General features: G+C 72.3%; 17 protein-coding genes and 1 pseudogene. 14 read left to right on the forward strand and 4 right to left on the reverse strand.

The window, feature by feature from the left end; genetic code table 11:
• A pseudogene (locus VGK78_RS16795) lies at positions 1-299 on the reverse strand (recombinase RecQ); the annotation flags it as partial.
• Between the two features lie 66 nt (positions 300-365).
• Here VGK78_RS16795 and VGK78_RS16800 point away from each other — a divergent pair.
• From VGK78_RS16800 to VGK78_RS16855, 12 genes are all read left to right on the forward strand, one after another.
• A complete protein-coding gene (locus tag VGK78_RS16800) occupies positions 366-1,604 on the forward strand; it encodes a DUF6986 family protein (protein WP_414690702.1) in 1,239 nt (412 codons plus the stop codon).
• Between the two features lie 21 nt (positions 1,605-1,625).
• The gene (gene pucL, locus VGK78_RS16805; protein ID WP_331528875.1) at positions 1,626-2,534 is read left to right on the forward strand and encodes a factor-independent urate hydroxylase; all 909 of its coding nucleotides are present in this window, start codon (positions 1,626-1,628) and stop codon (positions 2,532-2,534) included.
• The gene (gene uraD, locus VGK78_RS16810) at positions 2,534-3,004 is read left to right on the forward strand and encodes a 2-oxo-4-hydroxy-4-carboxy-5-ureidoimidazoline decarboxylase (protein ID WP_331528876.1); all 471 of its coding nucleotides are present in this window, start codon (positions 2,534-2,536) and stop codon (positions 3,002-3,004) included. Before pucL ends, uraD begins: the two co-directional genes overlap by 1 nt.
• Positions 3,005-3,007: 3 nt before the next feature.
• Complete coding sequence (uraH, locus tag VGK78_RS16815) at positions 3,008-3,319, forward strand: hydroxyisourate hydrolase (protein WP_331528877.1); 312 nt, start codon at positions 3,008-3,010, stop codon at positions 3,317-3,319.
• Positions 3,309-4,619, forward strand: coding sequence for an allantoinase AllB (allB, locus tag VGK78_RS16820; protein WP_331528878.1), 1,311 nt, complete (start codon positions 3,309-3,311; stop codon positions 4,617-4,619). Before uraH ends, allB begins: the two co-directional genes overlap by 11 nt.
• The gene (locus VGK78_RS16825) at positions 4,616-5,431 is read left to right on the forward strand and encodes a bifunctional allantoicase/(S)-ureidoglycine aminohydrolase (RefSeq protein ID WP_331528879.1); all 816 of its coding nucleotides are present in this window, start codon (positions 4,616-4,618) and stop codon (positions 5,429-5,431) included. Before allB ends, VGK78_RS16825 begins: the two co-directional genes overlap by 4 nt.
• Positions 5,432-5,804: 373 nt before the next feature.
• The gene (locus VGK78_RS16830; RefSeq protein WP_331528880.1) at positions 5,805-7,286 is read left to right on the forward strand and encodes a xanthine dehydrogenase small subunit; all 1,482 of its coding nucleotides are present in this window, start codon (positions 5,805-5,807) and stop codon (positions 7,284-7,286) included.
• Positions 7,279-9,579 carry a xanthine dehydrogenase molybdopterin binding subunit gene (locus VGK78_RS16835; protein ID WP_331528881.1) on the forward strand — a complete coding sequence of 767 codons (2,301 nt, stop codon included), beginning with the start codon at positions 7,279-7,281 and terminating at the stop codon, positions 9,577-9,579. The genes VGK78_RS16830 and VGK78_RS16835 overlap by 8 nt, the downstream gene beginning before the upstream one ends.
• A gap of 21 nt (positions 9,580-9,600) precedes the next feature.
• Positions 9,601-10,419 carry a xanthine dehydrogenase accessory protein XdhC gene (gene xdhC / locus VGK78_RS16840; protein WP_331528882.1) on the forward strand — a complete coding sequence of 273 codons (819 nt, stop codon included), beginning with the start codon at positions 9,601-9,603 and terminating at the stop codon, positions 10,417-10,419.
• On the forward strand, positions 10,416-11,699 hold the full coding sequence (gene guaD, locus VGK78_RS16845; protein ID WP_331528883.1) for a guanine deaminase: 1,284 nt from the start codon (positions 10,416-10,418) through the stop codon (positions 11,697-11,699). The genes xdhC and guaD overlap by 4 nt, the downstream gene beginning before the upstream one ends.
• Positions 11,700-11,779: 80 nt before the next feature.
• A complete protein-coding gene (locus tag VGK78_RS16850; protein ID WP_331528884.1) occupies positions 11,780-12,145 on the forward strand; it encodes a YciI family protein in 366 nt (121 codons plus the stop codon).
• Between the two features lie 78 nt (positions 12,146-12,223).
• Positions 12,224-12,982, forward strand: coding sequence for a DinB family protein (locus VGK78_RS16855; protein ID WP_331528885.1), 759 nt, complete (start codon positions 12,224-12,226; stop codon positions 12,980-12,982).
• A 13-nt stretch (positions 12,983-12,995) separates the two neighbouring features.
• Here the strand turns inward: VGK78_RS16855 and VGK78_RS16860 are convergent, their stop codons facing one another.
• From VGK78_RS16860 to VGK78_RS16870, 3 genes are all read right to left on the reverse strand, one after another.
• The gene (locus VGK78_RS16860; RefSeq protein ID WP_331528886.1) at positions 12,996-13,640 is read right to left on the reverse strand and encodes a class I SAM-dependent methyltransferase; all 645 of its coding nucleotides are present in this window, start codon (positions 13,638-13,640) and stop codon (positions 12,996-12,998) included.
• Between the two features lie 46 nt (positions 13,641-13,686).
• Positions 13,687-15,282, reverse strand: coding sequence for a malate synthase A (gene aceB / locus VGK78_RS16865; protein WP_331528887.1), 1,596 nt, complete (start codon positions 15,280-15,282; stop codon positions 13,687-13,689).
• Between the two features lie 78 nt (positions 15,283-15,360).
• Positions 15,361-16,776: a CCA tRNA nucleotidyltransferase gene (locus VGK78_RS16870; protein WP_414690704.1), complete on the reverse strand. Its 1,416-nt coding sequence runs from the start codon at positions 16,774-16,776 to the stop codon at positions 15,361-15,363.
• A gap of 115 nt (positions 16,777-16,891) precedes the next feature.
• Between VGK78_RS16870 and VGK78_RS16875 the strand changes: the two genes are divergently transcribed.
• Positions 16,892-19,051, forward strand: coding sequence for a DUF6049 family protein (locus tag VGK78_RS16875; RefSeq protein WP_331528889.1), 2,160 nt, complete (start codon positions 16,892-16,894; stop codon positions 19,049-19,051).
• On the forward strand, positions 19,048-20,766 hold the full coding sequence (murJ, locus tag VGK78_RS16880; protein WP_331528890.1) for a murein biosynthesis integral membrane protein MurJ: 1,719 nt from the start codon (positions 19,048-19,050) through the stop codon (positions 20,764-20,766). The genes VGK78_RS16875 and murJ overlap by 4 nt, the downstream gene beginning before the upstream one ends.
• Positions 20,767-20,797 lie beyond the last annotated feature (31 nt).

A 20,797-nucleotide genomic window follows, 5' to 3' on the forward strand; every position in this document is an offset into this window, starting at 1 on the left:
ATGGTGACCGCGCGGATACCGGCGCGCTGGGCGGCGGCGATCTGGTTGCGCATCAGCGCCAGCAGCGGCGACACGATCACGGTCGGCCCGGCGCCCTCGGCGCGGAGCAGGAGGGTGGCCACGAAGTACACCGCCGACTTGACCCAGCCGGTGCGCTGCACGACGAGCGATCGCCGCCGGTCGACCACCAGCGCCTCGATCGCGGCCCACTGGTCGTCGTACAGCACCGCGTCGTCGCGGCCGACCAGCGCACGCAGGAATCGCTCGGCGTCGGCGCGTACGTCGGTCGTGGTCGGCATCGGTCCTGTCTAGCAGGGCTCGCCGACGCGGGTGGCCGGCGATCCACAGGCTCTACGATGCCGGGCGTGGAGGACCTCGCCGCCGAGCTCGCCCGAGAGCTGGACTCGAGGCTCGCGGCGGAGGACGACGCGCTGGTCGCGAGCTTCCCCGGCGATCGGCGCGGACGTCAGCCTGTGCACACGGTCTACGTGCCCGCGGACCGGTACGACGCCGACCTCACCCGGACCTGGGGCGAACAGGCCCGTCAGGCGATGGCGGACCACGACGCCATCCTGCGCGAGTGCCTGGGCGCCGCCGCGGACGACCTGGTTCCACGGGTCGAGGACAAGCTGCGGCGAGAGCCGATCGAGGACCTCCGGATCGACTTCGAGGACGGCTACGGCACCAGGCCGGACGAGGTCGAGGACGCCGATGTCGCCCGCGCCGCCAAGGCGCTCGCAGCGTCGCAGGGCGACGCGAGCCGGCCAGCGTCGTACGGCATCCGGTTCAAGAGCTTCGAGCGGCCGACGCGGGAACGCGGGCTCGCCACCGTGGTCGGTTTCGTCGACCACCTGCTGGCCGCCGGCGGCCGACTCGACGGGTTCGTGGTGACCCTGCCCAAGGTGACCGCGGTGGCCCAGGTCGAGGCGATGGCGCTGGCGTGCGAGCGGATCGAGGGGGCGCACGGTCTCGCGCCGGGCACGCTGCGCTTCGAGGTGCAGGTCGAGACGCCGCAGTCGATCCTCGGACCGGACGGCACCGCCCTCGTGGCTCGGATGATCCACGCCGCCCCCGGTCGCGTGGTCGGCCTGCACTACGGCACCTACGACTACTCCGCCTTCTGCGGGATCGCCGCGCCCTACCAGTCGCTCGAGCACCCGGCGGCCGACCACGCCAAGGCGGTGATGCAAGCGGCCGCCGCCGGCACCGGCGTACGCCTGTCCGACGGGTCGTCCAACATCCTGCCGGTCGGTGACACGGAGCAGGTACGCCGAGCCTGGGCGCTGCACCTCCGTCTCGTACGCCGGTCGCTCGAGCGCGGCTTCTACCAGGGCTGGGACCTGCATCCGGCCCACCTGCCGACGCGGTACGCCGCCACGTACGCCTTCTACCGCGACGGGTTCGGTGACGCGGCCGAGCGGCTCCAGAGGTACGCCGCGCGCGGTGAGGGTGGCATCCTCGACGAGCCCGCCACGGCACGGGCGCTCGCGGACTTCCTGGTGCGCGGCCTGGAGTGCGGCGCGCTTGGCGAGAACGAGGCCGTCACCGCGAGCGGCATGACCGTGACCGACCTGACCGCGCTCGCCCGGCCGGCCCGCGCCTGAGCAGGACCGAGAGGAGACACGATGGGGATCGTCCTGGGGGACAACCGGTACGGAAAGGCGGAGACCCGGGTGGTGCGGATCGTCCGCGACACCCCCCGGCACGAGATCCGCGACCGCAACGTGTCCACCGCCCTGCGCGGCGACTTCGTGGACGCCCACGAGACCGGCGACCAGGCCCACGTGCTGCCCACCGACTCCCAGAAGAACACGGTCCTCGCCTACGCCCGCGAGCACGGTCCCGCGTCCCCCGAGGAGTACGCGGTGGCGGTCGCCGACCGGTTGCTCGAAGCCAGCCCGTACGCCACCAGCGCCCAGGTGCGGGTCGAGGAGTACGCCTGGGACCGGGTCGCCGTCGGGCCCGAGGGTCACGACCACTCGTTCGTACGCCGTGGCGCCGAGACCCGCACCTGCGCGGTCACCGTGGAGGGTCGCGACGTCTATCACCGCGTGCACGTCCTGTCGGGGCTGACGGACCTGACCGTGCTGAAGTCGACCGGCTCGGAGTTCAAGGGCTTCCTCGAGGACCGGTTCACCACCCTGGCCGAGACCGACGACCGGGTGCTCGCGACCTCCCTGACGGCATGGTGGCGATGGGGGCCCGAGCACCCGTCCGACTGGGACGCGGCGTACGACGACGTCAAGGCGGTGCTGCTCGGGACCTTCGCGACGACGTACAGCCGCGCGCTCCAGGAGACGCTGCACCTGATGGGGAAGGCCGTGCTGGAGGCTCGGCCGGCGCTGGCCGAGATCCGCTTCTCGGCGCCCAACAAGCACCATTTCGTGGTCGACCTGTCGCGGTTCGGGATCGACAACCCCGGTGAGGTGTTCCACGCCGACGACCGACCCTACGGCCTGATCGAGGCGCAGGTACGCCGCGACGACGCCGCCGACGAGACGGTCGCCTGGCGCGACGTCCCGGGGTTCTGCTGATGCGCTTCGACGACCTGCCCGAGGACGACGCCCGCGCGCTGCTGCTGCGCTGCATGTCCGCCCCGGACTGGGCGGAGCGGGTGCTGTCGGAGCGCCCCTTCGGGACGAAGGAACGGCTCGTCGCCGAAGCCGACCGGGCCAGTCGGCGGCTGTCGGAGGACGACATCCGCGACGCCCTCGCCGGCCACCCGCGGATCGGCGAACGGGCGGCCGCCGGTCACAACGCCGCCGCCTCGGCGCAGGAGCAGAGCGGCGTCGGGGCCGGCGACGAGGCGCGACTGGTGGAGGGCAACCGCGCCTACGAGGACCGGTTCGGGCACGTGTTCCTGATCCGAGCGGCAGGTCGCTCCGGCAGCGAGATCCTCGGCGAGCTCGAGCGCCGCCTCGGCAACCCGCCGGAGGTCGAGCACGAGGAGATGCTCGACAACCTGCGCCAGATCGCCCTCCTGCGCCTGGAGAACGAGGTCTAGACGATGCCCACCCTCAGCACCCACGTCCTCGACACCGCGCGCGGCCGACCCGCCGCCGGCGTGCCCGTGCACCTCCTGGACGCGTCGGGCGAGGCCCTCGCCGACGCGGTGACGGACGACGACGGCCGCGTCGCGTCGCTCGGGGACGATCTGTCGGCCGGCGTCTACACGGTGCGCTTCTCCGTCGGGAGCTACCAGCCGGAGGGCTTCTATCCCGAGGTCGCCGTCACGTTCACCGTCGCCGACGGCGAGAGCCACTACCACGTGCCCTTGCTCCTCAGCCCGTACGGCTACTCCACCTACCGTGGCAGCTGACCTCGTCGTGCGGGCGACCCGCGCGATCGTCGACGGTGTCGAGGGCGCGGTCGCGGTGGTCGTCGAGGACGGACGCATCGCCGCCGTCACGTCGTACGACGAACCGGTCACGGCCGCCCGCGCCCTCACCCTCGAGGACGACGAGGTGCTCATCCCCGGCCTGGTCGACACCCACGTCCACGTCAACGAACCCGGCCGCACCGAGTGGGAGGGCTTCGACTCCGCGACGCGGGCGGCCGCCGCCGGCGGTGTCACGACGATCGTCGACATGCCGCTGAACTCGGTGCCGCCGACGGTCACCGTCGATGCCTTGCGCACGAAGCAGGACGCCGCGCGTGGCCGGGTCTTCGTCGACGTCGGGTTCTGGGGCGGGGCGGTGCCGGAGCACCTCGGCGACCTGGCCGCGCTGCACGAGGCCGGCGTCTTCGGCTTCAAGTGCTTCCTGGTCGACTCCGGGGTCGAGGAGTTCCGCCACCTGACGTCGTCGCAGCTCCGGGCCGCGATGACCGAGAGCGGGCGGCTGGGCGCGCTCCTCCTCGTGCATGCCGAGGACGGGCACCTGGTCGGCGAGCCGGGCCCGTCGTACGACGGGTTCCTCGCCTCGCGGCCGGCGGCGTCGGAGGACGAGGCGATCCGGCTGGTGATCGACGCCGCCCGCCGGACCCATGCGCGCGCCCACGTCGTCCACCTGTCCTCGGCGAGCGCCCTGCCCGATCTGCATGCGGCTCGCCTCGAGGGTGTCGACGTCTCGGTCGAGACCTGCCCGCACTACCTCGCCGTGGCGGCCGAGGAGGTGCCGGACCACGCGACCGAGTTCAAGTGCTGCCCGCCGATCCGGGAGCAGTCCAACCAGGACCTGCTGTGGGCCGGGCTGGCGAGCGGGGACATCGACTTCGTCGTGACCGACCACTCCCCGAGCACCACCGACCTCAAGGTGCCGGACTTCGCGCGAGCCTGGGGCGGGGTGTCGTCGCTTCAGATCGGTCTGCCGGTCGTGTGGAGCGCGGCGCGCCGACGCGGGACCGCGCTGGCGGACGTGGTGCGGTGGATGGCGACGGCGCCGGCCGACCGCGTCGGCCTGTCGCGCAAGGGCCGGATCGAGGCCGGCGCCGACGCGGATCTCGCCGTGCTCGCGCCGGAGGAGTCCTTCGTGGTCGACGTGTCGCGGTTGCACCACAAGAATCGGGTCTCGGCGTACGCCGGGCGTACCTTGCAGGGCGTGGTGCGCCGTACCTTCCTGGCCGGGCGCGAGATCGACGACGAGCCGAGGGGTCGGCTGCTGGTGAGAGGAGCGTCATGAGCTACGCCGTACCTCCGGGCGGGCTGCCGCCGCAGACCCGGCTGACGACAGACCGGGCGCGCTTCACGGAGGCGTACGCCGTGATCCCGCACGGCTCGATGACCGACATCGTCGCGTCGTACCTCCCTCACTGGGAGCAGACCCGCTGCTGGATCCTGGCCCGGCCGCTGACCGGCTTCGCCGAGACGTTCAGCCACTACGTGATGGAGGTCGAGCGCGGCGGCGGAGCCGACCGTCCGGAGCCGGACCCGGACGCCGAGGGCGTGCTGTTCGTGACCTCTGGACGGGTGCGGCTTGTCGTCGACGGGCACGTCTCGCTGCTCGAAGCCGGCGGCTACGCCTACCTGCCTCCCGGCATCCACTGGACCGCCCACAACCCGCTGGCCCGACCTGCCCGTTTCCACTGGATCCGCAAGGCCTACGAGCGAGTGGAGGGCCTCGACGCGCCACCGGCATTCGTGACGAACGAGAAGGACGTCGAGCCGGTGCCGATGCCCGACACCGACGGCGCGTGGACCACGACCCGGTTCGTCGACCTCGGCGATCTGCGCCACGACCTGCACGTCAACATCGTGAACTTCGAGCCCGGCGGCGCGATCCCGTTCCCCGAGACGCACGTGATGGAACACGGGCTCTACGTGCTCGAGGGCAAGGGCGTCTACCTGCTGAACACCGACTGGGTCGAGGTCGAGGCGGGCGACTACATGTGGCTCCGCGCCTTCTGCCCCCAGGCCTGCTACGCCGGCGGCCCCGGCCGCTTCCGCTACCTGCTCTACAAGGACGTCAACCGCCACCCGAAGCTCCGGTTGTAAGACGCTCACCCGGCTCTTGTCCACGCCCTACGACGCTCACCCGGCGCTTGTCCACGCCCTACGACGCTGACCCGGCTCTTGTCCACGTTCTACGAAGCCGAACCGGCTCTTGTCCGAGGCGTCACCAGCCGGGTCAGCGCGCTGGGACGTTGCCAAGAGCCGGGTCAGCGCGCTGGGACGTTGCCAAGAGCCGGGTCAGCGCTCTGGAACTGCACCCTTCTGCCGGGTCAGCGTCCGGGGACAGCCGGCCGGGGCGTCGGTAGAGTGGGGGGACGGCCTGTTGTTCGCATGGATAACCAGCAGGCACGCGGCAGGACCTCGCAACCATGCCTCTGGTGCCGGACGGGAACGACGGCGTACGACGGGAGGTGCGATGGCCGAGATCACCGGGATCGCCGACATCACCGATCCCACCGACGTCGCCGCCGTCACGGTCAACGGCGCGCCGCTCCCGCTCGACGGTGTCACCCCGCACACCACCGCCCTCGACTTCCTGCGCGACCGCGGCTTGACCGGCGCCAAGGAGGGATGCGCCGAGGGCGAGTGCGGGGCCTGCTGCGTGCTGGTCGCGCGGCCGCCCGCCGACGGCTCGCCGGGTGCGGAGTGGACCTCGATCAACGCCTGCCTCGTCTCGGCGGCTTCGCTGTCCGGTCAGGAGGTCGTCACGTCCGAGGGTCTGGGCACACCTGCCGACCTCCACCCGGTGCAGCGCGAGATGGCCGAGCGCGGCGGCTCGCAGTGCGGCTACTGCACGCCCGGCTTCGTCTGCTCGATGGCCGCGGAGTTCTACCGGGCCGACCGGGTCCCCACGCCGTCGACCAACGGCACGCGACCCGTCGACACGGGCGGCAACGGCTTCGACCTGCACGCCCTCACCGGGAACCTGTGCCGCTGCACCGGCTACCGCCCGATCCGTGACGCCGCGTACGCACTCACCGAGCCCGCCGCCGACGACCCGCTCGCCGTACGCCGCCATGCTCCGGCGCCGACCGCCACCCCGACCCGGATCGACGCCGACGGCGCGACGTTCGTGCGTCCCGAGGGCCTGTCCGACGCCCTCCGCATCCTCGCCGACGGCGAAGCCACGCCCGTCGCAGGCGCCACCGACCTCGGAGTCGAGATCAACCTCCGCGGCTCGCGGCCGAGCCTGCTCCTCGCGATCGACCGCCTCGAGGCCTTGCGTGAGCTCCGGTGGGCCGACGACGAGCTGCGGATCGGCGCCGCGCTGACGCTGACCGAGATCGAACGCCGGCTGGCCGGCCGGGTGCCGGTCCTCGACGAGCTGTTCTGGCAGTTCGCGTCCCGCCCGGTCCGCAACGGCGCCACCCTCGGCGGCAACCTCGGCACCGGCTCCCCGATCGGCGACAGCGCGCCCGTGCTGCTCGCCCTCGACGCCGACGTGGTCCTGGTCTCGACCGGCGGTGAGCGCCGGGTGCCCCTCGCCGACTACTTCACGGGCTACCGCACGAGCGTCCGGAGAGCCGAGGAGCTGATCAAGGAGGTCGTGGTTCCGCTGCCGCTGGCCCCGCTGACCGCCTTCCACAAGGTCGCCAAGCGGCGGTACGACGACATCTCCAGCGTCGCGGTCGGGTTCGCCCTGGACGTCGCCGACGGCGTCGTCCGATCGGCCCGCATCGGCCTCGGCGGAGTCGCGGCCACCCCACTTCGGGCGCGCGCGACCGAGAACACCCTGACCGGCCGGCCCTGGACCGACGAGACCGTCGACGCAGCCGCAGCTGTTCTTGCCTCCGAAGGGACGCCGATCGACGACCAGCGGTCCTCGGCGCGCTACCGGTCGGCGATGCTCGGCCAGGCGCTGCGCCGGCTGTTCGCGGAGGTGTCGGGCGATGAGTGAGCTGTCGCAGCGGCCGGAGAGTCCCGTGGTGGGCGAGACGATCCCCCACGAGAGCGCGGCCCTGCACGTGACCGGCCGGGCCCTCTACACCGACGACCTCACGCCCCGCACCAAGAGCGTCCTCCACGCCTGGCCGGTGCAGTCGCCCCACGCCCACGCGCGCGTCACCGCGCTGCGCCCCGCCGCGGCGTACGACGAGCCGGGCGTGGTCCGGGTGCTGACCGCGGACGACGTGCCCGGCGTGAACGACTCGGGCATCAAGCACGACGAGCCGCTGTTCCCCTCCGAGGTGATGTACCACGGCCAGGCCGTGTGCTGGGTCCTCGCCGAGACGCCCGAGGCGGCTCGCCGCGGCGCGGGCCGGGTCGAGGTCGACTACGAGCCGCTCCCCGCCCTGCTCACGATCCACGACGCGATCGCGGCCGAGAGCTTCCAGGGCGCCCGGCCCACTGCGGGGCGCGGCGACGTGGAGGCGGCGCTCGCGCGAGCCCCGCACGTCTTCGAGGGCGAGACCGAGATGGCCGGCCAGGAGCACTTCTACCTGGAGACCCAGACGTCGCTCGCCGACGTCGACGACGGCGGCCAGGTCTTCGTGCAGTCGTCGACCCAGCACCCGAGCGAGACCCAGGAGGTCGTCGCCCACGTCCTCGGCCTCGCGAGCCACGCCGTCACGGTCCAGTGCCTGCGGATGGGCGGCGGCTTCGGCGGCAAGGAGGTCCAGGCCAACGGATACGCCGCGGTGGCCGCGCTCGGCGCGACCCTGACCGGCCGCCCGGTACGCGTGCGACTCAACCGCACCCAGGACTTCACGATGACCGGCAAGCGGCACGGCTTCCATGCCACCTGGCGGGTCGGGTTCGACGACGACGGCCACCTCCTCGCGCTCGACACCACGCTGACCTCCGACGGCGGGTGGAGCCTCGACCTGTCCGAGGCCGTGCTCGCCCGGGCGGTCTGCCACGTCGACAACGCCTACTGGATCCCTGACGTGCGCATCCACGGCCGGGTCGCGAAGACCCACAAGACCTCCCAGACCGCCTTCCGTGGCTTCGGCGGCCCCCAGGGGATGCTCGTGCTCGAGGACGTCCTCGGCCGGTGTGCGCCGCTGCTCGGGATCGACCCCCTCCAGCTGCGCCGCCGCAACTTCTACGCCGAGGGCCAGGAGACGCCGTACGGCCAGCCGGTGCGGCACGCCGCGCGGGCGGTGACGGCGTGGGACCAGGTGCTCACCACGGGAGACGTCGCCGGCCGCGCTCGCGAGATCGCAGAGTTCAACGCCGGCCACCCCTACACCAAGCGCGCGCTGGCCGTGACGCCGGTGAAGTTCGGCATCTCGTTCAACTTCACCCCGCTGAACCAGGCCGGCGCGCTCGTGCACGTCTACAAGGACGGCTCCGTGCTGGTCAACCACGGCGGCACCGAGATGGGCCAGGGGCTGCACACGAAGGTCCTCCAAGTGGCGGCCACGGCGCTCGGCGTACCCCTCGCGCGCGTGCGCCTGGCCCCGACCCGCACCGACAAGGTGCCCAACACCTCGGCCACGGCGGCGTCGTCCGGCTCCGACCTCAACGGCGCCGCGATCAAGAACGCGTGCGAGCAGATCCGCACCCGCCTCGCCGAGGTCGACGCCGGCCGGGACCTGCCCTGGGAGAAGCTGGTCGGGGAGGCCTACCTCGCACGGGTCCCGCTGTTCGCCGCGGGCTACTACCGCACCGAGGGGCTGAGCTGGGACGCCACCACCTTCCGCGGCTCGCCGTTCAAGTACTTCGCGTACGGCGCGGCCGCGGCCGAGGTCGAGGTCGACGGGTTCACCGGTGCCTATCGCACCCGTCGCGTCGACATCGTGCACGACGTCGGGGACAGCCTCTCCCCTCTGGTCGATCTGGGGCAGATCGAGGGCGGGTTCGTTCAGGGGGTCGGCTGGCTCACGCTCGAGGACCTGCGCTGGGAGACCACCCACGACGGAGCGCACCCGGAGCGGCACGGCCGGCTGAGCACCCAGGCGGCCAGCACCTACAAGCTGCCGAGCTTCGCCGAGATGCCGGAGGTGTTCAACGTCGCGATGCTCGAGCAGGCCCACGAGGACGGCGCCGTGTACGGCGCCAAGGCCGTCGGGGAGCCGCCGCTGATGCTCGCGTTCTCGGTGCGCGAGGCGCTGCGCCAGGCGTGCGCCGCGTTCGGGCCGGCGGGCACCAGCGTCGACCTGCCCAGTCCGGCGACCCCCGAGGCCGTCTACTGGGCGCTGGACGAGGCCCGGCAGGCCGCCGTCGCTCCCGAGCCGGCGGGGGCCTGAGCCGTGCGGTGGCTCCAGGCGGTGGAGAGACTGCGGGCCGAGCGTCGGTCCGGGGTGCTGGTCACGCTCGTCGCCGTCCGCGGCCACGCCCCCCGCGATGCCGGGGCCAAGATGGTGGTCGCGGAAGACGCCACCTGGGACTCGATCGGCGGCGGCAACGTCGAGGCCACGGCGGTCTCGCGAGCGCGTGCGATGCTCACCTCCGGCGACACCGCCCCGACGACCTTCACGCTCGATCTCTCCGACCGGGCGCCGGCCGAGTACGGCGTGCAGTGCTGCGGCGGTGAGGTCACCGTGCTGCTCGAGCCCCTCGCCGTACGCCCGGCCGTGGCGATCTTCGGCATCGGGCACGTCGGGCTCGAGCTGGCCCGGATCCTGGCCCGGCACGACCTCGACCTGCACCTCGTCGACTCGCGTCCCGACCACCTCGGTGAGGAGGCGCTGGCCCCGCTCGCCGACTCCGACGCGCGCGTGCACGTGCACCACGAGGCGGTGCTGCCCGAGCTGGTGCTGGCCGAGCTGGCACCCGGCACGCACGTGCTGGTGATGACCCACGACCACGCCGAGGACGTCGCGCTCCTCGACGCCGCCCTGCGCGCCGGACACCTCGGGCCGGTGGGCGTGATCGGGTCGTCGGCCAAGTGGGCGCGCTTCCGGAAGACGCTGCTCGCGGACGGTCACGACGCCGATGCCGTGGATCGGATCGTGACCCCGATCGGCCTCACGTCGCTGGCGGGCAAGGACCCGGCGACCATCGCGGTCTCGGTGGCCGCGGCGCTGCTGCAGTCGTTCGCCGACGAGAACGCGCGGACAGCCGCCCGGCACGGGACCTCGACGTGAGGCTCGTCCGCGGCACCCTCCTCGACACCCCCGACGACCCGTTCCTCGGGGGTGCGCTCCGCGCCGAGGAGGACGGCGGGCTACTCGTCGACGACGACGGGATCATCACCGCGCGAGGCGCCTACGCCGACCTGGCCTCGACGCACCCGGGCGCCGGGGTGGTCGACCTGAGCGGCGGGCTCGTGCTCCCCGGTTTCGTGGACACCCACGTCCACTTCCCGCAGCTGCGTTGCATCGGCGCGTTGGGCATGCCGCTCCTCGAGTGGCTCGAGAAGTGCGCGCTCCCCGAGGAAGCACGGATGGCGGAGACGGCGTACGCCGCCGAGGTGGCACGTGCGTTCGTGGGCGCACTCGCCAACGCCGGCACGACCACGGCGCTGGTGTTCGGGGCGCACCAGCCCGGGGCGGTGGAGCTGCTGTTCACCGAGGCGGAGCGCGTGGGCGTGCGGATCACCAGCGGTCTCGTGGTCGGTGACCGCGAGCTGCGCGACGACCTGCTGACCACGCCGTCCCGCGCCTACGACGAAGGACTGACCCTGGCCAAGCGCTGGCACGGCGCCGGCCGTCTCCGGTATGCCGTGACGCCGCGGTTCTCGGTGTCGTGCACGCCCGACCTGCTCGACTCCTGCGCTGCCCTGCTGAACGAGGTCCCCGATGCGCTGCTGACCTCTCACCTGAACGAGAACTGCGCCGAGATCGAGCGCGTCCGCGAGCTCTTCCCCGGTTCGTCGTACGTCGACACCTACGCCGACCACGGCCTGCTCGGGCCCACCAGCGTCTTCGCCCACGACGTGCACCCGGACCTCGCCGAGCTCGGCGCCCTGGCCGCCGCCGGCGCCGCCGTGGCGCACTGCCCGACCAGCAACCTGTGCCTGGGCAGCGGACTGTTCCCGATGCGCGCCCATCTCGACGCCGGCGTACGGGTCGCCCTCGGCTCCGACGTCGGAGCCGGTACCGGGTTGTCGCTGTTCAAGGAGGGTCTGCAGGCGTACTTCGTCCAGCAGGCCCTGGCCGACGCCGGCGTGCCGCTGACCGCCGCCCACCTGCTGCACCTCGCCACCACCGCAGGCGCCGAGGCGCTGGGGCTCGCCTCCAGGGTCGGCTCCTTCGGCGAGGGCAAGGCGTACGACGCCCTGTGGCTGCGGCCCGCCGCCGACACCCCTCTCGACATCCTGCTCCGCCACGCCGCCTCCCCCGAGGACGCCCTGGCCAAGGCGTTCGCCCACGCGACCTCTGCGGACGTCGCGCAGGTCTGGGTGGCCGGAGAACCCGTCGCCTGACCACGTCCGGCCCGTCGTGTTGTCGATTCCCGCGCCGCTCGCCCGTCAGGCACAGTGAAGGGACCTATTGGGGAGGACTCATGTCAGACGACACCCGCCGCTACCTGCTGCTGCTGCCCGCGCCCGAGGCGGAGTGGGCCGAGCTGCCCGAGTCCGAGCACGAGCTCGGGATGGAGAACCACAAGCGCTTCCACGAAGCACTCAAGGCTCGCGGCCATCAGCTGGTCATGGGGAGTCCGCTCGAGCCGTCCGCACGGGCGATCTCGATGAGGAACACCGGACGGGGGTCGGCGCTGGTCACCGACGGTCCGTTCACCGAGTCGGCGGAGCAGATGGTCGGGTTCTACCTCGTCGACTCGACCGACGAGGCCGACCTGCTCGACGTCGTACGCGCGTTCGCCGAGGGCGGCGATCACGTCGGGCTCCGGCGGCTCGCCACCGACTGACCCCGGGGAGCACCATCGGACCCCTTCCCTGACGACGTGCGAGCATCGGCTACCGAGACCGCCCGACGAGGAGACCCCATGGCGAGCTTCACCCGCATCGACGACCTGGAGGGCGCGACGTTCGTCGACACGGACCTGCGGGGCGCTCGGTTCGTCGGCGCCGACCTGTCCGGCGTCGTGATGCGCGGAGTCCAGATCGAGGGCGCGGACATCGACGCTCCGTGGCTGTCCGACGGCGACGGCGGCTTGACGGTCAACGGTGTCCACGTGACTCCGTTCGTCGAGGCCGAGCTCGACCGCCGCTTCCCGGGCCGCGGCGACCGGCACGCCGCGGATCCGGAGGGCCTACGCACGGCATGGGACACGCTCCAGAAGACGTGGGCGACCGCGCTCGAGCGCGTCGAGGCGATGTCGCCCGGCACCGTCGACGTCTCCGTGGACGGCGAGTGGTCGTTCGCGCAGACGCTGCGGCACCTGGTCCTGGCCACGGACATGTGGCTGGGCAAGGCGATCCTGGAGATCGAGCACCCGTTCCATCCGCTCGGCCTGGCGGACGCCAGCCTCGAGGAGGAGGACTTCGACATGACGGTCCTGTCGCACCAGACCCCGTCGTACGCCGAGGTCCTCGAAGCCCGGACGGATCGCGTCGCGATGGTGCGGAACTTCCTCGGCACCGCCACGCCGGAGCAGCTGGCGGTGACGTGCAGGAACCCGCATGCTCCCGACCACCAGGAGACGACCCTCTCGTGCCTGCACGTGATCCTCGAGGAGGAGTGGGAGCACTACCGGTACGCCGTCCGCGACCTCGACGCGATCGCCGCAGGGTCGGGCGCGTGAGCGGGGCACGTGATCACCGGACGGTGCCGACGTACTGGATGCGGGTGGCCCGGACGAGGCCGGCGTCGATGGCTGCCTGCTCGTCCGCCTCGGTGACCTCGTGCAGGTCGGGGAAGAAGTAGGGCCCGTTCTCCAGCCGACGGCCGACGAAGCGGGCGTCGAGCTGCCGCAGGATCTCCTGCCCGGTGTGCATGCCCTCCTGGCGGGCCCAGTGGTCGAGGTAGGCGTCCCAGGGTTCGCCGGAGGCGAGCCACTCCGCTTGCCGCTCACGCAGCCATCCGTGCTCGTGGTCCGAACCTGTATCCGACGGCTGAAGCCGGTCGAAGCACCACCGGACGGTCGCCTCGTCGAACCGCTCCCGCGCCCACTCCACGACGACCACGACGCCGCGCGGCGCGAGCATCGCCCTCGCCTTGACCAGCACCCCGTCGAGGTCGGCGACGTGGTGCAGCGACGTGCAGGCCACGACCGCGTCCACCTCGTCGACGCCGTCGTAGCGCTCGAACTCCGTTCGCTCGTAACCGGGCTCCTCGGGTGCCTCGGGGTCGACTCCGACTGCGTCGTACCCATGGGCACGCAGCTCCGGCACGAACCCGCCCAACGGACCGCACCCGATCTCGACCACCCTGGCCGGCGGCCGCGGGATGTTGTCTCGCACGAACGGCCAGACTGCTGTCAGCCATTTCGCCTCTGGGGTCATGGGCTCACCCGCCCGTCCGCAGCACCTCGTCGTACGCCGGCAGGGTGAGGAAGTCGGCGAAGTCGTCGTCGAGGGCGGTCGCCCGGAACAGGTCGCGGGCGGTGGCCAGGTGGGCTGCGTACGGACCGCCGGCGGCGACCAGCGCGTCGTACTCCTCGGTCAGGATGCGTTCGACGAGCGACCTGTCGACCACCGTGCCGTCCTCCAGCGTGGCCGAGCTGTGGGCCCACTGCCAGATCTGGGAGCGGGAGATCTCCGCCGTGGCGGCGTCCTCCATCAGGTTGTGGATCGCGGCCGCGCCGTTGCCACCGAGCCAGGCGGCGAGGTAGGTGATGCCGACCTCGACGTTGGTGCGGAGGCCGTCCAGCGTGCGCGAGCCAGGGGTCGCGGCGACGTCGAGCAGGTCGTCGGCCGTGACATCTACGTCGTCGCGACGCAACGTCACCTGGTTGGCAGTGGGCATCAGCTCGTCGAAGACCTCGGCGCACAGCGGCACCAGGTCGGGGTGCGCCACCCACGACCCGTCGAACCCCTGCTTCGCCTCTCGGGTCTTGTCGTCGCGCACCTTGGTGAACGCCGCCTCGTTGACCGCCGCATCGCGTCGGGACGGGATGAACGCGGCCATCCCGCCCATGGCGAAGGCGCCGCGCCGGTGGCAGGTCGCGACCAGCAGGTCGCAGTAGGCGCGCATCATCGGGGCGTTCATCGTCACCGCGTTCCGATCGGGAAGGGTGTGGTCGCCGGGGGCGTCGCGCAGCGTCTTGATGATCGAGAACAGGTAGTCCCAGCGGCCGGCGTTCAGGCCGGAGATGTGGTCGCGCAGCTCGTAGAGGATCTCCTCCATCTCGAACGCCGCCGGGATCGTCTCGATCAGCACCGTGGCGCGGATCGTGCCGTGCTCGATCCCGAGTGCGGACTCGGCGTGCGTGAAGACGTCGTTCCAGAGCCGCGCCTCGAGGTGTGACTCCATCTTCGGCAGGTAGAAGTACGGCCCGCTGCCGCGTGCCAGCAGCTCCTGGGCGTTGGTGAAGAAGTACAGCCCGAAGTCGACCAGCGCGCCGACGACCGGACGGTCGTCGAGGGTGAGGTGGGCCTCGGGCAGGTGCCAGCCGCGCGGCCGAGGCAGGATCACCGGGAGGGCGTCGGGGTCCCGCAGCCGATACTCCTTGCCGTCGGACGTCGTCAGCTCGATCGTCCGGCGTACCGCGTCGTACAGGTTGACCTGCCCGCCCACGACGTTGGCCCAGTGCGGCGTGTTCGCGTCCTCGAAGTCGGCCAGCCACACCTTCGCACCCGAGTTCAAGGCGTTGATCGCCATCTTCCGCTCGGTCGGGCCGGTGATCTCGACACGGCGGTCGAGCAGGTCGGAGGGTGCCGGTGCGACCTGCCAGTCGGCGGCGCGGACCTCCGCCGTCTCGGGCAGGAAGTCGAGCCGGCCGGTGCGGCCGATCTCGGCACGGCGGGTACGCCGCGCGGCCAGGAGCTCGTCACGTCGGCCGCCGAACCTGGCCTGCAGGTCGGCGACGAACGCCAGCGCCTCCGGCGTCAGGATCTCCTCGCCCCGCTCGACGGCGGGCCCGGTCACGGTCAGCTCCGACATGAGCCGATCGTAGATGTCCGGTCGTCCGCCTGACGGGCACCTCCAGGTGCCTCACGAGCGGACGACCCGACCGGGTGATCAGGTGCGGGCGGCCCACCAGGCCAGGAGGGCGGCCTTCGCGGCGTCGTAGGAGTGCGGACCCTCGTCGAGACGCAGCTCCAGCAGGAAGCGGTACGCCGCGCCGACGTCGCGGCCCTCGGGGATGCCGAGGATCTCCATGATCTGCGTCCCGTCGAGATCGGGCCGGATCGCGGCCAGCTCCTCCTCGGCGGACAGCCGCTCGATGCGTGCCTCGAGGTCGTCGTAGGTACGCCGCAGCCGCTCGGCCTTGCGCCGGTTGCGGGTCGTGCAGTCGGCGCGGGTCAGCACATGCAGCCGCTCGAGCTGGTCGCCGGCGTCGCGGACGTAGCGCCGGACCGCCGAGTCGGTCCACTGCCCACCGCCGAACCCGTGGAAGCGCAGGTGGAGCTCGACCAGCTTCGCGACGGCATCGACGGCGTCGCCGGAGAACTTCAGCTCCTGCATCCGCTTGCGGGTCATCTTCGCGCCGACCACGTCGTGGTGGTGGAACGTCACGGTGCCGTCGTCCACGAAGCGACGCGTCCGCGGCTTGCCCACGTCGTGCATCAGCGCGGCGAACCGGGAGACGAAGTCCGGTCCGCCCAGGCGCTGCTCCAGGTCGATCGACTGCTCGAGGACCGTCAGCGTGTGCTCGTAGACGTCCTTGTGCCGGTGGTGCTCGTCGCGCTCCAGCGCCAACGCCGGGAGCTCCGGCAGTACCAGGGCGGCGAGACCGGTCTCGACCAGGAGCGTCAGCCCGAGCCGCGGGTACGGCGCGAGCACCAGCTTGACCAGCTCGTCGCGCACCCGTTCGGCCGAGATGATCTCGATCCGGCCGGCCATGGAGGTCATCGCCTCGATCACCGCCGGGTCGACCTCGAACCCGAGCTGCGCGGCGAACCGGGCGGCCCGCATCATCCGCAGCGGGTCGTCGGAGAAGGAGTCCTCGGGACGCCCAGGGGTGCGCAACAGGCCGTGGGCGAGGTCGACCACGCCGCCGTACGGGTCCACGAAGTCGCGCGACGGCACGCGCACGGCCATCGCGTTGACCGTGAAGTCGCGCCGGCCGAGGTCGCCCTCCAGGGTGTCGCCGAAGTCCACGTTCGGCTTGCGGGAGGAGACGTCGTACTCGTCGGATCGGTACGTCGTGATCTCGACCTGGAACGGTCCCTTGCGGCTGCCGATGGTGCCGAAGGCGCGACCGATGTCCCAGGTCGCGTCGGCCCACCCGTCGAGCAGCCGCTCGATCTCCTGCGGGCGGGCGGAGGTGGCGAAGTCGAGGTCGTTGTGCCGCCGACCGAGCATCGCGTCGCGCACCGGCCCGCCGACCAGGGCCAGCTCGTGCCCGGCCGCGCCGAAGATGCCCCCCAGCTCGTCGATCACCGGACCGATCCGGTCGAGCTCGGCGGTCACGTCCCGCTGGGCATCGGCCAGCCGGACACTCCCCGGCGGGCGACCGTCTGCTGCGTCGGACACGACCGCACAGCCTATCGGCGGGCGCGCCCTCGGGCCCCCCGGGTTCCACATGGACAGGCCCTAACCTTGGGGCGTGCTCCGCCCGTCCTCACTGCCGCATGCCCGGGCAGTGGCGGCGGCAGTGCTGGCCGCCGTACTCGCCGTGCTCGGCGGGCTGGTCGGCGCAGCACCCAGCGCGGGCGCTGCGAGCGCCGCCCCCCTGGACGCGGAGCAGCCCCTCGTCCCGCGGATCCGGTCGATCACGCCCGACTACGTCCCGGACAAGGGTCCGATCGTCATCCGCGGCACGGTCACCAACGCGTCCGACCAGACCTGGACCGCGATCAACGTGCACGGCTTCATGGGCTCGACCCCGATCACCACGTCCGCCGGCCTCAGCGCGGCGGCCCGGACGCCGGTCGACGCGGACGTCGGTCACCGGATCACGGTGCCGGGCACCTTCGACAGCATCCCCCGGCTGGCGCCGGGCGAAGTCGCGGAGTTCGCGATCAGGCTGCCGCACTCCACGCTCCCGGTCTCCGTGCCGGGCGTCTACTGGTTCGGCGTGCACGTCCTCGGCGACAACGGCGAGGGGGGCGCGCGTGTCGCCGTGGGGCGCGACCGCACCTTTCTGCCCTACGTGCCGCGCGGGTCGGCTCCGAACGGCCAGTTCGAGGACGCCGCCCTGGTCGTCCCGGTCCGCGCCGGGATCGAGCGCGGCCCCACCGGGACCGTCGTCGACCCCGAGCAGTGGTCGCACAGCCTCCGCACCGGTTCCCTGCACGCCGCGGTCGCCATCGGTCGCGCCGCGCACGACCGGCCGCTGACCTGGCTGGTCGACCCCGCCGTCCCCGACGTCGTACGCCGGCTCGCGCACGGCAACCCGGCCCGGACGTTGGCGGCGCCCCAGCCGAAGTCGCCCGGGAAGGGATCCCCGAGCACCTCCCCGAGCCCGTCTCCCTCCGGCTCGGGCTCGGCCAGCGCCTCGGGCGCAGCCGACACGACCACGGCCACCAACAGCCGCTCGGCCCGGACGTGGCTCAAGTCCCTGCGCCGGCTGCTCACCAGCGACACCAGCGAGGTGATGGGGCTGCCGTACGGCGACCTCGACCTGGACGGCGCGGTCCGCTACGACCCGACGCTGCTGCGGACGGCGTTCCAACACACCGGCCACGCCCTACGACCCTGGGAGGTGCCCCTCTCCCGGATCGCGGCTCCACCCGGGGGCCGCACGAGCGGCGACACCATCTCCCAGCTCCCACAGGACTCCTCGGTGCTGCTCGAGGACGCCGGCGTCCGGGGCGACGCGCCCGTGGTCAACCGGGTCCACGGGCACCGGGTCATCCTGGCGTCGTCGTCCGCCGCGCAGGGCGGGCCGGGCCCGGTAGACCCACAGAGCTCGCTCGCGCTGCGGCAGCGGATCCTTGCCGAGGCCGCCGTGCGCCTCCTCGACGACCAGCAGCCGCTGGTGGTCGAGCTGCCGACGGGGCAGCGTCACCCCTTGGGTAGCGGCTTCTTCGCCGGGCTCGAGGTGCCCTGGCTGCGACTGACGACCCTCGGGGGAGCCACGGCGGGCAGCGCGACCCCCCTCGACGACACCCGGCTGCGCGAGATCCCGGCCGACGCCCATCAGCTCGGCCGGGGCGTCTACACCGCGGCACAGTCGGTGCTGGACAACGGCGGCACGCTGCAGTCGGTGCTGATCGGCAACAAGGTCCTGCGCAAGCAGCTGTTCCAGGAGGTCGCCGGCAACGCGTCGTACGCCGCGGCCCGGACGCCGATCGTGGCCCTGTACCGGATGCGCACGATCGCCCGCTGGGTCCGGCAGAACCTCAACGCCATCGACCTCGCCGCTCCGCCCTCGGTCACGCTGGCCAGCTCGTCCGGGCGCTTCTCCGCCCTCGTCAGCAACGACCTCGACGTCCCGGTGACCGTGGAGGTCCGGGCGCTCTCCGACCCGCAGCTCGAGATCACCGGTGGGGAGCCCGTGCAGCTGCCACCGCACGGCCGGACCACGGTGCTCCTCCACGCATCGACCCACCAGCGGGGCGTGCACAGCGTGACCCTCGAGCTGACCACCTCGGACGGCCGCCAGCTGGGTGCCGTCGACAGCTTCCCGATGCGCAGCGAGCAGGTGAGCGGCCTGATCTGGGTGATCATCGGCACCGGCGTCGGCCTGCTGTTCGCCGCGATCGTCGTCCGTCTGGCGCGCCGCGTCTTCCGCGACCGGTCCGCACGGCGTACCGAGGCATGAGCGTGAGCGACGCGGCCGAGAGCCGCGGCATCCTCGCCTCGTCGGCGGTGATGGCGACCGGCACCGTCTTCTCGCGGGCCAGCGGCTACGTCCGCAACCTCCTGCTCGCCGTCGCCATCGGCAACGAGCTGCACGCCGACCTGTTCAACATCGGCAACACCATCCCCAACATGCTCTACATCCTGCTGGCGGGCGGCGTGTTCAACGCCGTGCTCGTCCCGCAGCTGGTGCGCGCGCAGAAGACCGACCCCGACGGCGGGGAGGCCTACACCAACCGCGTGATCACCCTCGCCCTGCTCTTCCTCGGGGCAGTCACCATCCTGCTGGTGATCGCCGCGCCGCTGGTGATGAAGCTCTACCTCAACGGCTCGTACGACGACCCTGCGCTCGCCGCGCAGCGCGACTCGGCGATCGCCTTCGCGCGGTACTGCCTGCCCCAGGTCTTCTTCTACGGGATGTTCGTGCTGCTCGGTCAGGTGCTCAACGCGCGGGGTCGGTTCGGGCCGATGATGTGGGCGCCGATCGCCAACAACGTGATCGCGATCCTGGTGCTGGTGCTCTACCTGTTCTGGTTCGGCGCCCTGCCCGCGACCGACAGCTGCACGGCGTACTCCGGCACCCAGGAGCTGGTGCTCGGCGGTGGCGCGACCCTGGGCATCGCCGCCCAGGTGCTGATCCTGCTGCCGGTCCTCCGCGCGGCGGGGGTCCGCTTCAGCCCGCGCTACGACTTCCGCGGCAGCGGGCTCGGGCACACGCTGCGCCTCGGGATCTGGACCGTGCTCTTCGTCGTCGTCAACCAGATCGCCTACACCGTGGTCGTCCGGCTCGCCTCGGGCGGCACCGCCCGCTCGGCCTGCGAGCAGGTGGCCCGCCACCACCACGCCCACCAGGCGATCCACCACGCGACCGACGCCACCGGGTACACGGTGTACGCCGCGGCCTTCCTGTTCGTGATGGTGCCGCACGCGATCATCACGGTGTCGCTGGCGACCGCCATCCTGCCGCGGCTCTCGGCGAAGGCGGCCGACGGCGACCTGCCCGGGCTCGCCGGCACCCTGTCCGCGACCCTGCGCACGGCACTCGTGGTCGTGGTGCCCTTCGCCCTCGGCCTACCGCTGCTGGCCTACGACGCGGCGAAGGTCCTGTTCGGGTACGGCGCGACCGCGACGACGTTCGACCACTACGTCCCGTCGATGATCCTCTTCGGACCCGGCATCGTGTTCTTCACCGTGCACTACCTGATGCTGCGCGGCTTCTACGCCCTCGAGCTCAACCGCACGGTGTTCTTCATCCAGTGCGCCATCGGCGCCACCAACGTCGTGGTCGCGATCCTCCTCGTCCGGCAGGCGACCGCGGCCCAGACCTCGCCGGCCCTGGTGATCGCGTACGGCGCGTCGTACGTCCTCGGCTCGGCGGTCTCCTACGCGATCCTGCGCGGCCGGCTCGGGGGTCTCGAGACGCCCGCCCTGGTGCGGTTCGTGGTGCGGCTCCTGATCGCGGCCGGTGTCTCGACCGCCGTCGCCTGGGCCGTCGGCCGCATCCTGCCCGGCCACACCGACGACGTCTCCCACGTGCTGGCGGCGGTCCGGGTCCTGGTCCTCGGTGCGATCGACGTCGGCCTGTTCGTCGCGCTGGCACGCGTCATGCGGATCGGCGAGGTCACGACTCTGCTCGACCCTGTGATCCGCCGGATCAGCGGGGCACGTGGCTCCTAACATGGGTGAGCGAGCGACGCGAGGGGTTGAG

Source organism: Nocardioides sp., assembly GCF_036503465.1.
Lineage (GTDB): Bacteria > Actinomycetota > Actinomycetes > Propionibacteriales > Nocardioidaceae > Nocardioides.

What these genes read in the sequence shown, in the direction of transcription:
- murJ (WP_331528890.1), top strand. Translation starts at nt 19,048, where the DNA reads ATGAGCGTGAGCGACGCGGCCGAGAGCCGCGGCATCCTCGCCTCGTCG.
- VGK78_RS16830 (WP_331528880.1), top strand. Translation starts at nt 5,805, where the DNA reads ATGGCCGAGATCACCGGGATCGCCGACATCACCGATCCCACCGACGTC.
- VGK78_RS16855 (WP_331528885.1), top strand. Translation starts at nt 12,224, where the DNA reads ATGGCGAGCTTCACCCGCATCGACGACCTGGAGGGCGCGACGTTCGTC.
- VGK78_RS16850 (WP_331528884.1), top strand. Translation starts at nt 11,780, where the DNA reads ATGTCAGACGACACCCGCCGCTACCTGCTGCTGCTGCCCGCGCCCGAG.
- aceB (WP_331528887.1), bottom strand. Translation starts at nt 15,282, where the DNA reads ATGTCGGAGCTGACCGTGACCGGGCCCGCCGTCGAGCGGGGCGAGGAG.
- uraH (WP_331528877.1), top strand. Translation starts at nt 3,008, where the DNA reads ATGCCCACCCTCAGCACCCACGTCCTCGACACCGCGCGCGGCCGACCC.
- VGK78_RS16825 (WP_331528879.1), top strand. Translation starts at nt 4,616, where the DNA reads ATGAGCTACGCCGTACCTCCGGGCGGGCTGCCGCCGCAGACCCGGCTG.
- VGK78_RS16835 (WP_331528881.1), top strand. Translation starts at nt 7,279, where the DNA reads ATGAGTGAGCTGTCGCAGCGGCCGGAGAGTCCCGTGGTGGGCGAGACG.
- uraD (WP_331528876.1), top strand. Translation starts at nt 2,534, where the DNA reads ATGCGCTTCGACGACCTGCCCGAGGACGACGCCCGCGCGCTGCTGCTG.
- pucL (WP_331528875.1), top strand. Translation starts at nt 1,626, where the DNA reads ATGGGGATCGTCCTGGGGGACAACCGGTACGGAAAGGCGGAGACCCGG.